Consider the following 16250-nt stretch of genomic DNA (forward strand, 5'->3'; position numbering starts at 1 on the left):
CCGAAGTGTTGCAAGTCGTGCAGAACTACAAGAGCGGCGAGCTCGCCCTCCTCGACGTTCCGGCCCCGGCAGCGAAGCCGGGCGGTGTCCTCGTGCGCACCCTCTACTCGCTGATCTCCGCCGGAACCGAGCTGATGAAGGTGTCCGAGGCGAGCATGTCGTTGCTCGGCAAGGCCAAAGCACGGCCCGACCAGGTCGCCAAGGTCATGCAGAGCGTCGCCACCAACGGCGTCGCGGCCACCTACCGCAAGGTGACCAGCAAGCTCGACTCCTACACCCCGCTCGGCTACTCCCTGTGCGGTGTGGTGGAGGAGGTCGGGGCCGGCATCGAGGACGTCGCGGTCGGCGATCTCGTCGCGTGCGCCGGCAACGAGCACGCGCTGCATGCGGAGCTGAACTGGGTGCCGAAGAACCTCTACGCACGTGTGCCTAAGGAGGTGGAGCCGAGGCAGGCGGCGTTCGGCACGGTCGGCGCCATCGCTATGCAGGGTGTGCGGCGGGGCGAGCCGCAACTCGGTGACGTCGCGCTGGTGATCGGGCTCGGCCTGATCGGGCAGCTCGTGGTGCAACTGCTCAGCGCGGCCGGTGTCCGGGTCGTCGGCGTGGACCCCGATCACGACCGCTGCGCGCTGGCTGCCGGCCTCGGCGCGCTGGCCTGTGGGGAACCGGGGTCCACTGTGGTCGATTCCGCGATCGCCGAGTTGACCGGCGGGCACGGTGCCGACCAGGTGTACCTGGCAGCGGGCGGCAGCAGCAACGAGCCCGTCGAGCTGGCCGCCCGGCTTGCCCGCGATCGCGGCACGGTCGTCGACATCGGCAAGTGCAGCCTCGACCTGCCGTGGAACGCCTACTACGAAAAGGAACTCGACGTCCGGTTCTCCCGCTCGTACGGGCCGGGCCGCTACGACCCCGAATACGAGCTCGGCGGCAGGGACTACCCCATCGGCTACGTCCGCTGGACCGAACGGCGCAACCTCGAGTGCTTTGTGGACCTGCTCGCACGCGGCCGGGTCGACGTCGAGCCGCTCATCTCACACGTTGCCGATTTCGCCAGCGCAGTGGAGACCTACCAGCGGCTCAGCGACGGCGAGCTGAAGGCTCTCGCCGTACTGTTCCGCTACCCGCGGCGGACGGCCGCACGGACCGAGCCGGTTGTGTCTGTGGCTGCGCCGGAGCCGGGCACCCGGCAGCGGCCGCTGCGGAACACCGTGCGGGTGGGCTTCCTCGGCGCCGGCAACTACGCGTCCTCGATGCTACTGCCGCACCTGGCCGAACGACCGGACGTCGAACTGCGGCACGTGGTCACCACCTCGGCGCTCTCCGGTGCCAACGCCCGGCGCAAGTTCGGCTTCGCCGAGGCATCCACCAATGTGGACGCCCTGCTCGCGGACCCCGTTATCGACGCGGTGTTCGTGGTGACCCGGCACAGCTCACACGCCGAGCTGACCCGGCAGGCGCTACTCGCCGGCAAGGCCGTGTTCGTGGAGAAACCGCTCGCGCTGAGCGAAGCGGAGCTGGAGAAGGTGCTCGCGGCGATCGCCGAGTCCGGCAACGACCGGCTGCAGGTCGGGTTCAATCGCCGCTTCGCGCCGCTGCTGCGCCAGGCCAAGGGCCGCTTCGGTACCCGCGTCGGTCCGGCGTCGGTGCGGTACCTGGTCAATGCGGGACGGCTGGAACAGGGCAGCTGGTACAACCAGCGCGACACCGAGGGCTCCCGTTTCGCCGGTGAGGGCGGGCATTTCATCGATACCGTCAGCTGGCTGCTCGGCATGGACCCCACCTCGGTCTACGCGTGTGCGACCCCGGGCCAGGCCGACCTGCAGATCCTGCTCGGCTACCCGGACGGTTCGACCGCGGCGATCAGCTACACGACGTCGGGCGCGGCGAGTTTCCCCAAGGAGACCCTCGACGTCGTGGCCGACGGCAAGGTTCTGCGTTTCGACGACTTCCAGCGCGCCTCGCTGTACGCGCGCAGGCGTTCGATCAGCCCCCGGGCGCCACACGGCAAGGACAAGGGACAGGCCGCCGAGCTGGCGGCGTTCATCGAGGCGGTGCGCACCGGCGGCCCGCTCCCCGTGCCGGTGTTCTCGCTGGTGGCGACGACACTGGCGACACTGGCCGTGCACACGAGCCTGGCCACGGGCGCGCCGGTGCGGCTGGGGAACCCGCGATGACCAGCCCGGCCTGGTACCTGAGGCGGTTGTCCCGGATGGAGCCCGCCGAGCTCGTCTGGCGCACGCAGGATGCTGTCCACAAGCGACGGTGGCGACGGGTTCTCACCAAGCCGGTGACGGCGGAATGGTTGCCAGACCGGCAGTTCACCGCGACGTTGCCCGGCGGCACGCTCGCCACAGTGACCTCCGGAGCCCGGCAACGGTTGCTCGCCACGGCCGACAGGCTGCTGGACGGCTACGCCGACTACTTCGGACTGGCCCGGGACGACCTGGTGAGCCCGGACTGGGCCCGCGACCCCAGGACCGGACGGCGGGCGCCGGCAGATGCCTACGCCTTCGACGTGCCGTACCGCAGCGAGGCGCAGATCGGCGACATCAAGCAGATCTGGGAACCGTCCCGGCACCAGCACCTCACCGTGCTCGCGGCGGCGTACGCCTGCAGTGGCGAGCACCGCTATGCCGAGCGGGTCGCCGACCACCTGAAGTCGTGGTGGGCTGCGAACCCGCCGATGCGGGGCGCGCACTGGGTGAGCGGGATCGAGCTGGGTATCCGGCTGCTGTCGTGGGTGTGGGTGCGCAGGCTGCTCGACGGCTGGCCGGGCGCGCGCGGGCTGTTCGAGGACAATCCCGAGGCACTGCACCAGATCTGGTACCACCAGCGCTGGCTGGCGACGTTCCGCAGCCGGGGCTCCTCGGCGAACAACCACGTCATCGCCGAGGACGCCGGGCAGCTGGCCGCCGCGTGCGCGTTCCCGTGGTTCGGCGAGTCGTCGCACTGGCGTGCGACGGCACTACGCTCACTGGACGAGCAGCTGGGGCTCAACACGTTCGACTCTGGACTCAACAGGGAACTCGCCACCGAGTACCACGGCCTGGTGCTCGAACTCGGGTTCGCCGCCGCAGCAGAGGCGAGCGCTGCCGGGCTGACGGTGCCGACGTCGACCTGGCTCGTGCTGCGCCGGATGACCGACGCACTGGCGGCCATTGTGGACTGTCGGCTGCGGCCACCACGGCAGGGCGACGCCGATGACGGGTTCGGCCTGGTCCTCGACGGCACCGGAACCGACCGGTGGGCGAGCCTGCTCGGCACCGGCGCGGCGCTGTTCGGGAGGCTCGACTGGTGGCCGCAGGTGACAGGCGGCGCGGTGGCCACCACAGCGCTGGCCGCCGTGGCTCGCCCGCCGGCCCTGCCGCCCGATCGTCCGGCCGACCGCCCCGCGCAGTTCCCCGATGCCGGCCTGACCATCCTGCGCAGGCAGTTGGCACGAGACGAAATCTGGTGCCGGTGTGATGGCGGGCCGCACGGGTTCCTGTCCATCGCCGCGCACGCTCACGCCGACGCGCTCTCGATCGAGGTCCGGCACGGCGGGGTGGACATCCTCGCCGATCCGGGCACCTACTGCTACCACGGCGAGCCGGCGTGGCGGTCCTACTTCCGCTCCACCGTCGGCCACAACACCCTGGAGCTCGGCGGCCGGGACCAGTCCGCCAGCGGTGGCCCGTTCCTGTGGACGCGGCACGCGCGCAGCCAGGTGAACCTCGCGCACACGCCGCCGTCCGGCGCGGTGCGCTGGCGTGCCCAGCACGACGGCTACGCCGGCCGCCGCAACCGGGTGCTGCACCGTCGCAGCGTCGAACTCGACGACACGGACGGCGAACTGCGTGTGTGCGACGAGGTGCTGGCCGCCACCCCGCAGGACTGCCGGCTCGCCTTCCACCTCGGCCCCACGGTGACCGCGGAGCTCGACGGGTGCACCGCCCAGCTGTCCTGGACCGCTGGGAATACGCCGCAGCGTGCGCTACTCACGCTGCCATCGGAACTGCTGTGGTCAGCACATCGCGGCGAGACCGACCCGCCGCTGGGCTGGTACTCCCCCGGCTTCGGACGGCGGGAACCGGCAACGACCCTGCTCGGTACCGGGCGCGCCGGGCGCGGGCAGGTACTGACCACCATCCTGCGCTTCACCGGCTGAATCACCGAAAGGTCCCGCCACTGTGGACGCTCGTTCGTCGCGACAGGCCCGCCTCGCCGTGGCGCTGCTCGGCGTGCTCGCCGCCCTGGCGAGCGCGTGTGCACCGGCGCCTGCCGATCAGACGCCGGTGCCACCGCCCAAGGCCGCCGTGTGCGACAACACCCGGCCAGGGCCACAGGAACCGCCCCGCGGGGCGGTGGTCGTCGACCCCGGACGCGACGGCGACCTCGCCGACAAGACCGCGGCCAGCCCGCCGGGAACCACGTTCTGGCTGGCACCTGGACTCCACATGCTCGGGCGCGACCGGTACGCGCAGGTCCAGCCGAAGGACGGCAACACCTACCTCGGCGCGCCAGGGACCGTTCTCGACGGACGGCGGATCAACCAGTACGCCTTCGCGGGCACCGCGCATGACGTCACGATCCGACATCTCACCGTGCAGAACTTCGTGGCACCGCGCGACGAAGGCGTGGTCAACCACGACTCGGGCGATGGCTGGGTCATCGAGTACAACACCGTCCAGCACAACGGCGGCGCCGGGCTGATGGCAGGCGCCCGCCAGCAGGTCCGCGGCAACTGCCTGCGCGCCAACGGCCAGTACGGCATCAACGCCTACCAGGGCGCCGGGCGCATCACCGGTCTCGTCGTGGAGGGCAACGAGATCGTCGGCAACAACACCGACGACTGGGAGTCGCAGGTCGAAGGCTGCGGCTGCACCGGCGGTGTCAAGTTCTGGGCGGTGAACGGTGCGGACGTGCGCGGCAACTGGGTGCACGACAACCGCGGCACCGGGCTGTGGGCCGACACCAACAACAACGACTTCCTCATCGAGAACAACCTGATCGAGAACAACGACGGCGCCGCGATCATCTACGAGACCAGCTACAACGCGGTGATCACGAACAACACGATCCGGCGCAACAACTGGGTCGAGGGCCGGATGTTCGCCGACCGCGGCGACAACTTCCCCGCGGCGACCATCTACATCTCCGAATCCGGCGGCGAACCCCGGGTACCCGCTCGCACGGGCACGCTCGAGATCGCCGGCAACCTCCTCCAGGACAACTGGTCGGGCATCACGTTGTGGGAGAACGCCGACCGGTTCTGCAACAGCCCGGCCAACACCTCGACCGGGAACTGCACCCTGCTCGTCCCGGACACCGCGCGCTGCAGCCGGCCGGGCATCGCGACGGAACCGCTGCGCAGCGACTGCCGGTGGAAGACCCAGCGCGTCGACATCCACGACAACCGGTTCGAGCTCGACCCGCGCACCGTCGGCTGCGAGACCCTGTGCGGGCGGATGGCCGTGCTCGCCAACTACGGCACGTACCCGGACTGGTCGCCGTATCACGGCGATGGCGTGCAGCGCGCGATCACGTTCGAGCAGGGAAACCGCTGGCGCGCCAACACCTACGCAGGCCCGTGGACGTTCCTGGCAGGGGACACCGGCACCGAGGTCTACTTCGGACACTGGCAGGCCGCGCCGTACGAACAGGACCAGGACAGTACCTACTCCCCGGACAGCGGTGGCCGATGACACTGCTGGGTACCAGGGTCACCGCACCACCGATGCTGGGTGCGGTATGGACACTGCTGGTGATCAACACGCTGGGCTCGCAGGGCGCGGTGACGGTGGTGACGCTGCCGCGGACTGTCGTGCAGATGATCACGATGGGCTCGGTGGTGCTCGCGTTCGCACTTGCCATCGTGCTCAACCCACGGCTACGCATCCGGCCGAGTGCCTTCCTGCTCCTGCTGAGCCTGCTGCTGGTGGTGAGCGTCGTCGCAAGCGCCCGCCTCGAATCCGGGTACGGCGCGCTGTTCCGCTGCGGCAGGCTGGCCTTCTTCGTCGCGACACTGTGGCTGATCAGCCCCTGGTGGGACGACGCGCTGGCATTCGTGCGGCACCACATCAAGGTGCTCGGCGCGGTGCTGCTCACGGTGGTCGCCGGTCTGGCGATCGCACCGGGGCTGGCGTTGCCCGACATATACGGTGGCAGGCTCACCGGAGCGATCTGGCCACTCACGCCGCCGCAGGTCGGCCAGTACTCCGCCGTCATCATCGGGCTGGCGTTCCTGCTGTGGCTCGGCCGGCACATCGACCTCCGCAGCATGCTCGTTGTCGTCATCCCGGCGGTGGCGGTGCTGCTGGCGACCCACACCCGCACCGCGACGATCGGCCTCGTCATCGCACTCGGCGCCGCTGTGCTGTCGCTGGTGCCTGCGTCCGCGCGGGCGCGGCGCGCGTTCGCCGTCGGCGTGGCCGTCGCCGGACTCGTCGCGGTGGCGCTCGGGCCAGCGGTGCAGACCTGGTTGCGGCGTGGGCAGAACGATGAGAACTTCGCGAACCTCACCGGACGGCAGAAGGTGTGGGACGCCTTGCTGGCCGCGCCACGGGACACTGTCGAGCAGCTGTTCGGCGTCGGGCTGACCAACAAGTCCTTCGACGGGCTGCCCATCGACAGCAGCTGGCTTGCCGTCTACCAGGACCAGGGCTATGTCGGTGTCGTCATCGTCGTGGTCATGCTCGCGACACTGGTGGTGGTCGCCGCGCTGCGTCCGCCCTCACCGGCCAGAGCGTGCGCACTGTTCTTGATCGGGTACTGCCTCATCGCCTCCTACACCGAGGCCGGGCTGGGCGATGCTTCGCCGTACCTGCTGCATCTGACCGTTGCCGCCGCTCTGTTGTCCGTCGGGGAGGCGCGTACATGACCACGTCCACGCTGCGGATTCTCGTGGTGCACAACCGATATCGCTCGGGACAGCCGAGCGGCGAGGACCGTGTGGTCGACCAGGAGATCGCGCTGTTGACCGACGCAGGGCACGAAGTGACGACGTTCCTGCGGCACAGTGACGACATCGCCGGGCTGCCGCTGGCGGCGCGCGCGGCCGTTCCGCTGCGGGTGCCATGGAACAGGGCCGTCCGCGCCGAGCTCACCTCCCGGCTGCGGCGCGAGCGTCCCGACGTGGTGCATGTCCACAACACGTTCCCACTGCTGTCGCCGTCGGTGCTCGCCGCCTGCGGCGACGCCGGCGCGCCCGTGGTCGCGACGCTGCACAACTACCTGCGGGTGTGCCCCACCGGCACGCTCTTCCGCGACGGCGCGCTGTGCACCGACTGCGCCGGGCGGCTCCCGCTGCCCGCGGTGCGGCACGGCTGCTATCGCGACTCCCGGCTCGCGACCGTTCCGCTGGCGGTCAACCTGACGGTGAACCGTCACCGCTGGGCGAGTGGTGTGGCCCGTTTCCTGTGTATTTCCGATGCGCAGCGACAGCTGCTGATAGCCGCGGGAATGTCACCGTGGCGGCTCGCGGTGAAGCACAACTTCGTGCCCGATCCGGGAAAGTACCGCAACGGGGCCGGCGAGCACGTGCTGTACCTGGGCCGGCTGGCCGACACGAAGGGCGTGCCGCTGCTGATGGCGGCGTGGGACGCGCTCGCCGCAGCGGGTGGCATCGGGGTGCCGCTCGTGCTCGCCGGTGGCGGGCCGCTCGCGGAGACCGTGGCCCAATGGGCTGCGGGCCGCGCCGATGTGCGGTACGTGGGCCTGCTCGACAGGGACGCCTGCCGCGAGCTCACCGCGCGCGCGTGCGCGGTCGTCGCGCCCTCGACGTGGCCGGAGGCCTTCGGGCTGGTCGTGGTGGAGGCCATGGCGGCGGGGGTGCCGGTGGTGGCCGCGGCGCATGGCGCGTTCCCCGAACTCGTCGACGACGGTGAGACCGGGCTGTTGCATCGTCCCGGCGATGCGACGGAACTGGCGTCGGCATTGCGCCGCGTGACCGTTCCACAGTGGAATCTGCAGCTCGGCGAGGCTGCCCGCCGCCGCTACGAGAAGGACTTCACCCCCGCGGTCGCGCTGGACCGGTTGTTGTCGGCCTACGGTTCGGTGCTTGCATGAGCGTTGTGTCCGGGCCGACGGCGCTGCCCACGACGATCCGCCGCCCCCTCGGCGTGGCGGCGGCGCTGGCCGCTCTGCTGGTCACCTGGCAGGCACTGGTCTACGCGGGAACCACCGGCGGCGAATGGGTCGCGCCACGGAGCGGACCGAGCGGGCTGTGGCTGCCCATCGCACAGGTGGTCGACTTCGTCGCGGAACCGGTCGGCGCGCCGATCGTGCTCGGGGCGTTGGCGGTGCTGTGCCTGGCGTTGCGGCAGCGGAGGTCCGCGGTGCTGCTCGTAGTCGCCGCAGGCGTGACGGTCGCGGCGACGACACTGCTCAAGCCGCTGGTGGCCCGCACCATTCACGGCGACAACCTGTCGTTTCCCAGTGGCCACACCGCTTTCGCGACCACACTGGCCCTCGTCATGGCCATGGTCGCCGTGCAGCGGTCGCGGCTGCGCCGGGCTGCCGCGACGGCAATCGTGCTGGGTACTGGTCTGCTGGCGGCCGCGTTGATGGGCTGGGCGCAGGTCGTCCTGAGCGCGCACTACGCGAGCGACGCGCTCGGCGGCTTCGGCACCGCGCTGGTGGTGGTACCGGTGACGGCGTACCTGATCGACCGGTTCGCCGAGCAACGTCACGCGTAAGGGCGGAACACCGGTCGTACCGGGCGGCCGCCGAGCCACGGGGTGGGGTCCTGCGCGTCGAGTGCCTTGCGGTACACCGCACACGCCTGGCCGACCACCTCGACGGTCCGGTCGATGTCCCTTTCGGCGAGCGCGCTGCTGACCACAAAGGACGGTCCGAGCACCCCGCCTGCGAGCAGCTGGCGTAGGAACAGCGTCCGATAGTCCTGCGAGGGGCGGCCATTCTCGTCGAGGGTGGCGAAGACCAGGTTGCTCGCCCTCCCGCGGACCACGACGTGCTCGCCGACGCCCATCCCCGCCGCCACCTCCCGCACACCCGCGGCGAGCCGCTCGCCGAGCTCGTGCAGCCGGGCAGTGATGCCCTCCTCGACGTAGGTGTCGAGTACCGCCATGGCAGCCGCCAGCGCGTGCGTCTCGGCACCGTGTGTCGTGGAGAGCAGGAACACCCGCTCCCGAGGGTCACGCAGGCCGCCGAGCTCCATCAGCTCCCGCCGCCCTGCCAGCGCCGACACGGCGAAGCCGTTGCCGAGCGCCTTGCCGAACGTCGACAGGTCAGGGGTGACACCGTAGAGGCCCTGCGCGCCGGCAGGCGACCAGCGCAGGCCCGTGATCATCTCGTCGAAGATCAGCACGCTGCCGTACCGGTCAGCCAGCGCGCGCAGCCCCGCGAGGTAGCCGGGCGGCGGTTCCTGCTGCGTGGCCGGTTCCAGGACAAGACACGCGAGCTGCCCGTCGTGGCGGCGCAGCAGTTCCTCGACAGCTGCGAGATCCCCGTACGGGAACGACACCGTGAGCTCACTGATGCTCCGCGGAATCCCCGCCGGCATCGCCGTGGCGCCGATGAACCAGTCGTCGGTGGAGAAGAACGGCTGGTCTCGGCAGATCGCCACCAGCGACCGACCCGTGACCGCGCGGGCCAGCCGCACCGCGGCGGTGGTGACGTCGGAGCCGTTCTTGGCGAACTTGACCATGTCCGCGCCTGTCACGGTGGCGAGGAACCGTTCTGCGGCAGCCAGTTCGACGACACTCGGCCGGACGAAGTTGCTACCTCGATCGAGCTCCCGCCGGACGGCCTCCGTCACACGCGGGTGCGCATGTCCGAGGCTCACCGAGCGCAGCCCGGAGCCGTACTCGATGTACTGGTTGCCGTCGAGGTCCCAGACATGCGCCCCACGGCCGTGCGAGATCACCGGCGCCAGGTCCTGCGGGTACTGGTCGTCGCCCTTGGCGTAGGTGTGCGCACCTCCGGGGACGAGCGCGTGCAGCCGTTCGTTGGCCTCCCACGACCGTAGCAGCGGCCGGGCGGGTTCCGTCTCGCGCATCAGGGCCTCCTCGCCGCGAGTACCTCGGCCAGCGCGGGTGCGCGGCGGTCGCGTTCGGACAGCAGGGTCACCGGCAGCGGCCATGGGATGGCCAGTTCCGGGTCGTCGTGTGCGATGGTGACGTCCTCGGCGGGGTCGTGCGCGCGGTCGATCCGGTAGGACACGTCAGCGGGCTCGGTCAGCGCCTGGAACCCGTGCGCGCAGCCCGCTGGTACGTACAGCGTGACCTGCGTGTCCCCGGACAGTTCGAACGACGCCCTGTTGCAAAACGTCGGCGAGTCCGGGCGGAGGTCCACGACAACGTCGAAAACGGCGCCTGACGAGCAGCGCACGAGCTTGGCCTCGCCGCTACCCGAGCGCAGGTGCATCCCGCGCACGACACCACGGCGGGTACGCGACAGGCTGTCCTGCACGAAGCTGTCCGGATCAAGGCCTGCGGAACGTACGACGTCGCGGTCGAACGTGCGCGAGAAGAAACCCCGCTCGTCCACGTGCGGTGCCGGTTCGAACAACAGTGCGCCGGCGATGGCCGGCACCGGGCTGACTTTCATCCGTGCTCCCTGGGAAAAGGACTGCCGACAGGGCGGCGAACTGGTCCTCGGTTCGCCGCGCCAGAACCGCATTGCGTTCGGCGAGGACCCGCGACAGCTCCGGCGAGCGCAGCCGCAGCTGCGTGAACTGCACAATCAGCCGGTCGACGTCGAGTGCGTGCGCCCGCTGGCAGAACTCGCCGAGGCCCAGCTCCGCCATGAGTGCGTCATTCTTCGCGGCGTAGCCGATGGACACGGTGGGTTTGCCGAGTTTCAGCGCGCACAGCACGTTGTGGTAACGCGTCGCGACGACCGCGTCGACAGCCGCGATCTCCCGCAGCAATTCGTCCACAGTAGACGGTGACGCCGCGGTGACGGCCGGGGTGCTCAGTGCGGTGACGAGCCGGGCGGCGACCGCCTCATCGGTCCGGTCGCCGGTGAGCAGCCGCACCCGGTACCCCTCGGCCACCAGCCAGCGGACGAACCGCTCGAGCTTGCCGGCGTAGGCGGCGTGGATCTCGCCGGCGCGGGCACGGTCGGCGTTGCCGCCGTGGTAGGCCATCACCCCGACACCGACGGTGCCCGGCGCGGGCGTGGTCGCCGGCACCGGCAGGGCGAAGGCCAGGTCCGGGTACACCTCGTCGGCGGAGGTGTCCACGCCCATCTGCCGCATGGCGGCGCGGGACAGCTCGTCGCGGTACGAGCGGTAGGTGGCCAGGCGCGCCGCGGTCGTGACGACGGACCGGGTCGCTCTCCCGGCGATGACGTCGGCGCCGACGCTCACCAGCGCGACCCTCGTGCCGAAGAGGCGTCCTGCCGCACACAACAGCAGCAGCGAGTAGGGGAAACCCCACGGCCGCAACGGAAGCGTGGCTTCGAGTACCCCCATCCCGGGCACGATCACCACATCGTGACCGCGCACCCAGCGGGCCGTGCGCACGGCGTCGACCAGCTTGCCGAGCAACTTCCGGCTGACCGCCCGCGCCTCCGAAGCGGTCCTGTACTCGTCGGGGTTCCAGTTCAGCGGCGCCGCAGGGATCCGGTAACGCGAGCGGACCACCTCGGCGCCACCGCACAGTCCGTCCACAATGGCCTCAGGATGCCGCTGGCGCAGGTAGCCGAGCACGGCTTCGAGCGAGCCGTCGTTGCCGAGATTGCCGGAGCCGAGCAGCCCGAACACCCCGACCCTGGTCACGGGACACGCCCGCGTCGCCCGGCAACGATCACATCAACGCTGCGGGACAACGCGGCGAGCGTGGCTGCGTCCTGCCGCGGCGGCGTGGCCGGTTCCGACGTGCCCGGCAGCGCCCGGCTGGCCAACCACTCGGCGAGGTACCGGTAGCACTCGCGGCGGTCGGCGGAGCTGAGCGGTGCGCGGCGGATCACCCCGACGAAGCCCAGCACGTACTCGCCGAGCAGGCGCGCCGTGGGGTGTCGCAACGGGTCCGCGCGGCGCGGGTCGAGGTTGGCGCAGCGGCTGCGTTTCGTGGGATTCGCGCGTTCGGCTCGCGTCGGGTGGTCGCGCCGGAAGTACAGCAGCTCGGGCACCTGATAGAACGGGCCACGCAAGGCGATGTCGGTGACGATCGTGCGGTCGGCGTGGTGATAGCTGTCGTGCGGGGCCACCGTGCGCAGTACCGACGACCGGATCACACCGTAGAAGTCGTCGCCGCCCGGTGCGAACAGCAGTGCGCGAAACCGTTCCGGCGCATGTGGGGAATCCGTCGCCATCCGGTAGTCGAAGGGCTCCAGCACCCTGCCGGTCGTGTCGACGGTCGCCGTCCAGGCATGGGCGAGGACCATCTCCGGTCGTTCGTCGAGCGCCTCGACACAGCGGCGCAGCAGGTCCCGGCCGTAGAGGTCGTCGTGCGAGGCCCACTTGAACAGCTCGCCTCTCGCCTCGGTGAAGACGAGGTTGTGGTTCGGCGCCGCGCCGATGTTCTCCGGTAGCCGCAGGTAGCGGATCCGGGAGTCCTGCTTGAGGTAGCGGCGGCAGATGGCTTCGGTGCCATCGGTCGAGGCGTTGTCGGCGATAATCAGCTCGAAGTCCTCATAGGACTGTCCCAGTAGGGCGTCGAGTGACTCGGCGAGGTACTCCTCGCCGTTGTAGACGGGCAGGCCGATGCTGAGCCTCGCGGCGGTGGTCATGGCGTCCTCGTTTCGTCGGGAAGGTGCTCGCGCAGGCCGCGGTGGAGCTGGAACCACCACACTGCGGAGCCGAGCGTGGTCGCGGCGGCAACGCCCCACGCGGAGCCGAGTGCCCCGTTCACGGCGGCACCGACCAGCCCGCCGGTGACGTAGGCGGCCGAGGCCGCCAGCTGGGACCGCAGGCCGCGACGGGCCGCGCCAAGCGCACGCAGCCCGGTGGCGGCACCGGTGCAGAAGCTCGCACCGACGAGGCCGAGGGTGGCAGGCACGATCAGCTCCGATGCGGAGTCCCACACCGCGCCGAGCAGGAACTCACCGGCGGCATCGGGCAGCAACAACAACAGCGCCAGCCCCCAGAGCAGTGCCGCACCGGCCTGGCCACCGCCGAGCAGGAAGCAGAACTCCCGCAACCGGTGCGGCGACCGCTGCACGACGCGCGCCGCCTCGGCGACGGTGACCAGTGACAGTCCCATGAGGACGGCGAGGAACGGACCGAGCAGCAGCTCGGCGCCGCGTGCCGTGCCGACGCTGGCGACTCCCGCAATGGCACCGAGACCGTACATCCGCAGCTGCGAACCGCCGCTGTTGCTGACGTTCTCGACGAGGTAGCGCGGCCCGAGGTCCCGCTGCTCACGCAGCCAGCCGCGCGCGGCCGACAGCCGTGGGTACACCCCGGTCTGCACGCAGCCGTACCCGGCGGCGACGGCGCCGGACAAGCCCCAGCCCAGCAGGAAGGCCACGACGCTGCCATGCCAGTGGGCGAGCAGCATGGCCGGGACCAGCGCGACACCCCAGACGAGGTCGTTGGCGAACGCTTTGCGACCTTCGCCCGCGGCGAAGAAGGCGTACCGCCAGCTGTCCTGCAGCAGCAACGCGGGCAGCACCAGGCCGAGGGCGGCGAAAGCGGCACCGACCTCGCCGCCGACCACCAGTCCCGCAAGCAGGCAGGCGCCCGCGGCCGTCAGACCGACAGCGAGCGCTGTCCCGGCGGAACGGGCCGCCGCTGCCCGCCACACCACGTCCGGTACACCGCTGAAGCGGACCATGAGCGGATCGGTACCGAGGCCGCGCGAGACGTTGAGCAGGACGCCGTAGGTGACCCAGGCCAGGCTGAAAATGCCGAACGCGGTGACACCGAGCTCACGGGCGACGTACACGCCGACGACGAAGTTGGTGAGGCTGGAGACGGCCTGGTCTGCAAGGCCCCAGCTGATCCGCCCCGCCATCGCACGCCTGCCGCGGGCAGGCGTCTGCAAACGATGCCGTCCGGCCACGGTCCTCACTCCTTCAGCAGCCCGGCGCCGAGCAACGCCTGCGCCGCCGCGGCGACGGCGTCGAAGGGCAGGCCCGACCGTTCGGCCACGTCCAGCAGGGTGTGGTCGCCATCGGAGAGGTTGAGTACCCACAACAGCGCCAGCTGTGCCTGCTTGGCGTCGCTGCGCCCGCCGAGTGAGTCGTACAGCCCGCGCCTGCCGAGCTGCGGTTCGCCGTACGGGCTGGTGTTGACGTAGCGGCGGTTGCGATCCAGCACGGCGAAGGCCTCACGGCAGGTGGCCAGCGTGTCCGCCAGCGCGTCCGGCGAGACGAACCCGGGGTTGTCGGCCGAGGTGTGGTATTCGGGATAGGCCGCATACGGCGTCCTGGTCAGGCAGCCGACGCCGAGGTTGAACCCGGGCGAGCAGAACTGCCGTTCGTCGTAGCCGTAGGGCGAGAAGTCCACAATGCTGTGCTCGCGTCCGGATTCTTCCAGCACGTACCGCATGACCCGGTCGATCCCGGCGTCACCACGCCTGCTCCGCTTGTACGTCAACGGTCCCGAATCGCCCGCGCAGGCCAGCACGAGGCCGTGCTTGATCCGGTTGATCCGTTCGGCATTGCGTGCGAGCCAGGTGATCGAGCCGATCGTGCCCGGCACGAACAGGAACCGGTAGGTGTAGTACGGGCTGCGTTCGGCCAGCTCGCGGGCGAGGAATGTGGCGACCGCGATCCCGGCCAGGTTGTCGTTGGCCAGCGAAGGGTGGCACACGTGACAGGACACGATGACCTCGTCGGTGACGGCGCCGGGCACGACGTACTCGGCGTAGGTCAGGTGACCATCCTCCACTGTGGAGTCGATGTGCACTGTGTACTGCCCTTCCGGCAACGCGTCGAGCGTCTCGTGCGCAAGGCAGAAACCCCAGTCGGGCGCGTAGTAGCTCGTCCGGTACGGGATCAGCGACGGTTGTTCGGGCAGTGTGTGCAGGTGCTCGCGCAGCTCGGCGAGGCTCATCGTGGCCGACACCGGCACGCTGTAACTCACGACGTGGAGGTTCGAGTCGGCGAAGTCCACCACCCGTGCCCCATCGGGCCCGGTGATGTGCGCGCCGGCGATGTTCCATTCCCGCGGCACCGTCCAGTCGAGGACCTGTGTGCCCGTGGGCACCTCGTGTGTCCACAGTGGCAGGTACTCACCGACGATCTCCAGTGTCCGGCGCACACCGTTACCGGTGATGCTGCGGCACAACGGGTACATCCGCTCGACGAGCGCGTGCATCTCGGCGCCGACGGTCATGAGCGGCGCCGGAGGGTGTCGTCGACGGCGTGGGAGCCCATCCGGTCGCGCAGCCAGGCGAGCCGGGTGAAGCGCTCTGCGAAGTCGTCACCGGTCAGCCCGTATCGCTGGTAGGCCTCGACCAACTCCACGGCACCGTCCTTGACGGACCAGCTGCAGTCGAAGCCGGGCACGGCCGCACGGAAACGGGAGAAGTCGACGCGGTAGGAACGCGGGTCGGCACCGGCCTCACCGGTGATCCGCAACCGGGCTCCCGGTACGGCCTCCACCACCTGCTCGGCGATCTGCGCGACCGTGACGTTGTTGCGCTCGGTGCCGATGTTGAACGCCTTGGCGTGCACTGCCTCGCGTGGCGCGACGAGTGCCGCCGCGAAGGCGTGCGCGATGTCGCGGGCGTGCACGAGCGGGCGCCACGGCGTGCCGTCGGAGACCACCAGCACCTCGCCCGTGAGCACGGCGTGGCCGACCAGGTTGTTCAGCACGATGTCGGCCCGCAACCGCGGCGAGAAGCCGAAGGCGGTGGCGTTGCGCAGGAACACGGGCGTGAAGTCGCCGTCCGCCAGCGCGTGCACATCCTCCTCGACACGGACCTTCGACTCCGCGTACGGCGTTACCGGTCGCAGCGGCGCGTCCTCGTCGACCAGCCCGGCGTCCCCGGACGCGCCGTAGACCGAGCAGGTCGAGGCGTAGAGGAAGCGGCGCACTCCCGCGTCCTTGGCCAGTTCGGCGAGCCGGACTGCCGCGCGGTGGTTGATGTCGTGGGTCAGCTCGGGCGCGAGCGCTCCGAGCGGATCGTTGGACAGCGCCGCCAGGTGGATCACCGCGTCCACACCGGACACCTGCTCGGGGCCGATGTCGCGCAGGTCAACGAGATGCCCTGCCGGGTCAGCCGGCGCCGGGCCCAGCACGCAACCGGCGAAGAGCCCAGAGTCGAGCCCGACCACCTCGTGCCCCTCGGCGGCGAGGACCGGCGCCATGACGGTGCCGAGGTAGCCGAGGTGCCCGGTCAGCAACACCCGCATGT

At 70.4% G+C, this 16250-nt stretch carries 13 protein-coding genes; 6 read left to right on the plus strand and 7 right to left on the minus strand.

Going from position 1 to position 16250, the window contains the following annotated elements:
* The first annotated feature begins 5 nt into the window (after positions 1 to 5).
* The 6 genes from ABZ863_RS00845 to ABZ863_RS00870 all read left to right on the plus strand — a co-directional run bounded on the left by ABZ863_RS00845 (position 6) and on the right by ABZ863_RS00870 (position 8675).
* Entirely contained in the window at positions 6 to 2174 is a 2169-nt protein-coding gene (locus ABZ863_RS00845; protein WP_358529331.1) for a bi-domain-containing oxidoreductase, read from the plus strand.
* Positions 2171 to 4147 (plus strand): alginate lyase family protein, encoded by a 1977-nt coding sequence (locus ABZ863_RS00850; RefSeq protein ID WP_358529334.1) that lies wholly within the window; start codon positions 2171 to 2173, stop codon positions 4145 to 4147. The genes ABZ863_RS00845 and ABZ863_RS00850 overlap by 4 nt, the downstream gene beginning before the upstream one ends.
* Before the next feature lie 127 nt (positions 4148 to 4274).
* Positions 4275 to 5684: a right-handed parallel beta-helix repeat-containing protein gene (locus ABZ863_RS00855; protein ID WP_358530431.1), complete on the plus strand. Its 1410-nt coding sequence runs from the start codon at positions 4275 to 4277 to the stop codon at positions 5682 to 5684.
* The gene (locus ABZ863_RS00860) at positions 5681 to 6859 is read left to right on the plus strand and encodes an O-antigen ligase domain-containing protein (RefSeq protein WP_358529337.1); all 1179 of its coding nucleotides are present in this window, start codon (positions 5681 to 5683) and stop codon (positions 6857 to 6859) included. The genes ABZ863_RS00855 and ABZ863_RS00860 overlap by 4 nt, the downstream gene beginning before the upstream one ends.
* An 11-nt stretch (positions 6860 to 6870) precedes the next feature.
* Positions 6871 to 8046 carry a glycosyltransferase family 4 protein gene (locus tag ABZ863_RS00865; RefSeq protein WP_358530433.1) on the plus strand — a complete coding sequence of 392 codons (1176 nt, stop codon included), beginning with the start codon at positions 6871 to 6873 and terminating at the stop codon, positions 8044 to 8046.
* The gene (locus tag ABZ863_RS00870) at positions 8043 to 8675 is read left to right on the plus strand and encodes a phosphatase PAP2 family protein (RefSeq protein WP_358529340.1); all 633 of its coding nucleotides are present in this window, start codon (positions 8043 to 8045) and stop codon (positions 8673 to 8675) included. The genes ABZ863_RS00865 and ABZ863_RS00870 overlap by 4 nt, the downstream gene beginning before the upstream one ends.
* On the opposite strand, the gene ABZ863_RS00875 is transcribed toward ABZ863_RS00870, so the two are convergent.
* The 7 genes from ABZ863_RS00875 to ABZ863_RS00905 are packed head-to-tail and all read right to left on the minus strand — an operon-like array spanning position 8666 to position 16248.
* Entirely contained in the window at positions 8666 to 9997 is a 1332-nt protein-coding gene (locus ABZ863_RS00875) for a glutamate-1-semialdehyde 2,1-aminomutase (RefSeq protein ID WP_358529343.1), read from the minus strand. The genes ABZ863_RS00870 and ABZ863_RS00875 overlap by 10 nt on opposite strands.
* The gene (locus ABZ863_RS00880) at positions 9997 to 10488 is read right to left on the minus strand and encodes a dTDP-4-dehydrorhamnose 3,5-epimerase family protein (protein WP_358529346.1); all 492 of its coding nucleotides are present in this window, start codon (positions 10486 to 10488) and stop codon (positions 9997 to 9999) included. Before ABZ863_RS00880 ends, ABZ863_RS00875 begins: the two co-directional genes overlap by 1 nt.
* Entirely contained in the window at positions 10424 to 11722 is a 1299-nt protein-coding gene (locus tag ABZ863_RS00885; protein WP_358529348.1) for a polysaccharide pyruvyl transferase family protein, read from the minus strand. The genes ABZ863_RS00880 and ABZ863_RS00885 overlap by 65 nt, the downstream gene beginning before the upstream one ends.
* A complete protein-coding gene (locus ABZ863_RS00890) occupies positions 11719 to 12675 on the minus strand; it encodes a glycosyltransferase family 2 protein (RefSeq protein WP_358529350.1) in 957 nt (318 codons plus the stop codon). Before ABZ863_RS00890 ends, ABZ863_RS00885 begins: the two co-directional genes overlap by 4 nt.
* Positions 12672 to 13901 carry a hypothetical protein gene (locus ABZ863_RS00895; RefSeq protein ID WP_358530436.1) on the minus strand — a complete coding sequence of 410 codons (1230 nt, stop codon included), beginning with the start codon at positions 13899 to 13901 and terminating at the stop codon, positions 12672 to 12674. The genes ABZ863_RS00890 and ABZ863_RS00895 overlap by 4 nt, the downstream gene beginning before the upstream one ends.
* Before the next feature lie 53 nt (positions 13902 to 13954).
* Entirely contained in the window at positions 13955 to 15226 is a 1272-nt protein-coding gene (locus ABZ863_RS00900) for a DUF4910 domain-containing protein (RefSeq protein ID WP_358529351.1), read from the minus strand.
* Complete coding sequence (locus ABZ863_RS00905) at positions 15223 to 16248, minus strand: SDR family oxidoreductase (RefSeq protein ID WP_358529352.1); 1026 nt, start codon at positions 16246 to 16248, stop codon at positions 15223 to 15225. The genes ABZ863_RS00900 and ABZ863_RS00905 overlap by 4 nt, the downstream gene beginning before the upstream one ends.
* Positions 16249 to 16250 lie beyond the last annotated feature (2 nt).

The sequence above is a fragment of the Saccharomonospora sp. NPDC046836 genome (genome assembly GCF_040645195.1).
Taxonomy (GTDB): Bacteria; Actinomycetota; Actinomycetes; order Mycobacteriales; family Pseudonocardiaceae; genus Prauserella_A.

Bases quoted from the DNA above. Each gene is read 5' to 3' on its own strand.
- ABZ863_RS00850 (WP_358529334.1), top strand. From the start codon at position 2,171: ATGACCAGCCCGGCCTGGTACCTGAGGCGGTTGTCCCGGATGGAGCCC.
- ABZ863_RS00860 (WP_358529337.1), top strand. From the start codon at position 5,681: ATGACACTGCTGGGTACCAGGGTCACCGCACCACCGATGCTGGGTGCG.
- ABZ863_RS00870 (WP_358529340.1), top strand. From the start codon at position 8,043: ATGAGCGTTGTGTCCGGGCCGACGGCGCTGCCCACGACGATCCGCCGC.
- ABZ863_RS00875 (WP_358529343.1), bottom strand. From the start codon at position 9,997: ATGCGCGAGACGGAACCCGCCCGGCCGCTGCTACGGTCGTGGGAGGCC.
- ABZ863_RS00890 (WP_358529350.1), bottom strand. From the start codon at position 12,675: ATGACCACCGCCGCGAGGCTCAGCATCGGCCTGCCCGTCTACAACGGC.
- ABZ863_RS00895 (WP_358530436.1), bottom strand. From the start codon at position 13,901: ATGGCGGGGCGGATCAGCTGGGGCCTTGCAGACCAGGCCGTCTCCAGC.
- ABZ863_RS00900 (WP_358529351.1), bottom strand. From the start codon at position 15,226: ATGACCGTCGGCGCCGAGATGCACGCGCTCGTCGAGCGGATGTACCCG.
- ABZ863_RS00905 (WP_358529352.1), bottom strand. From the start codon at position 16,248: ATGCGGGTGTTGCTGACCGGGCACCTCGGCTACCTCGGCACCGTCATG.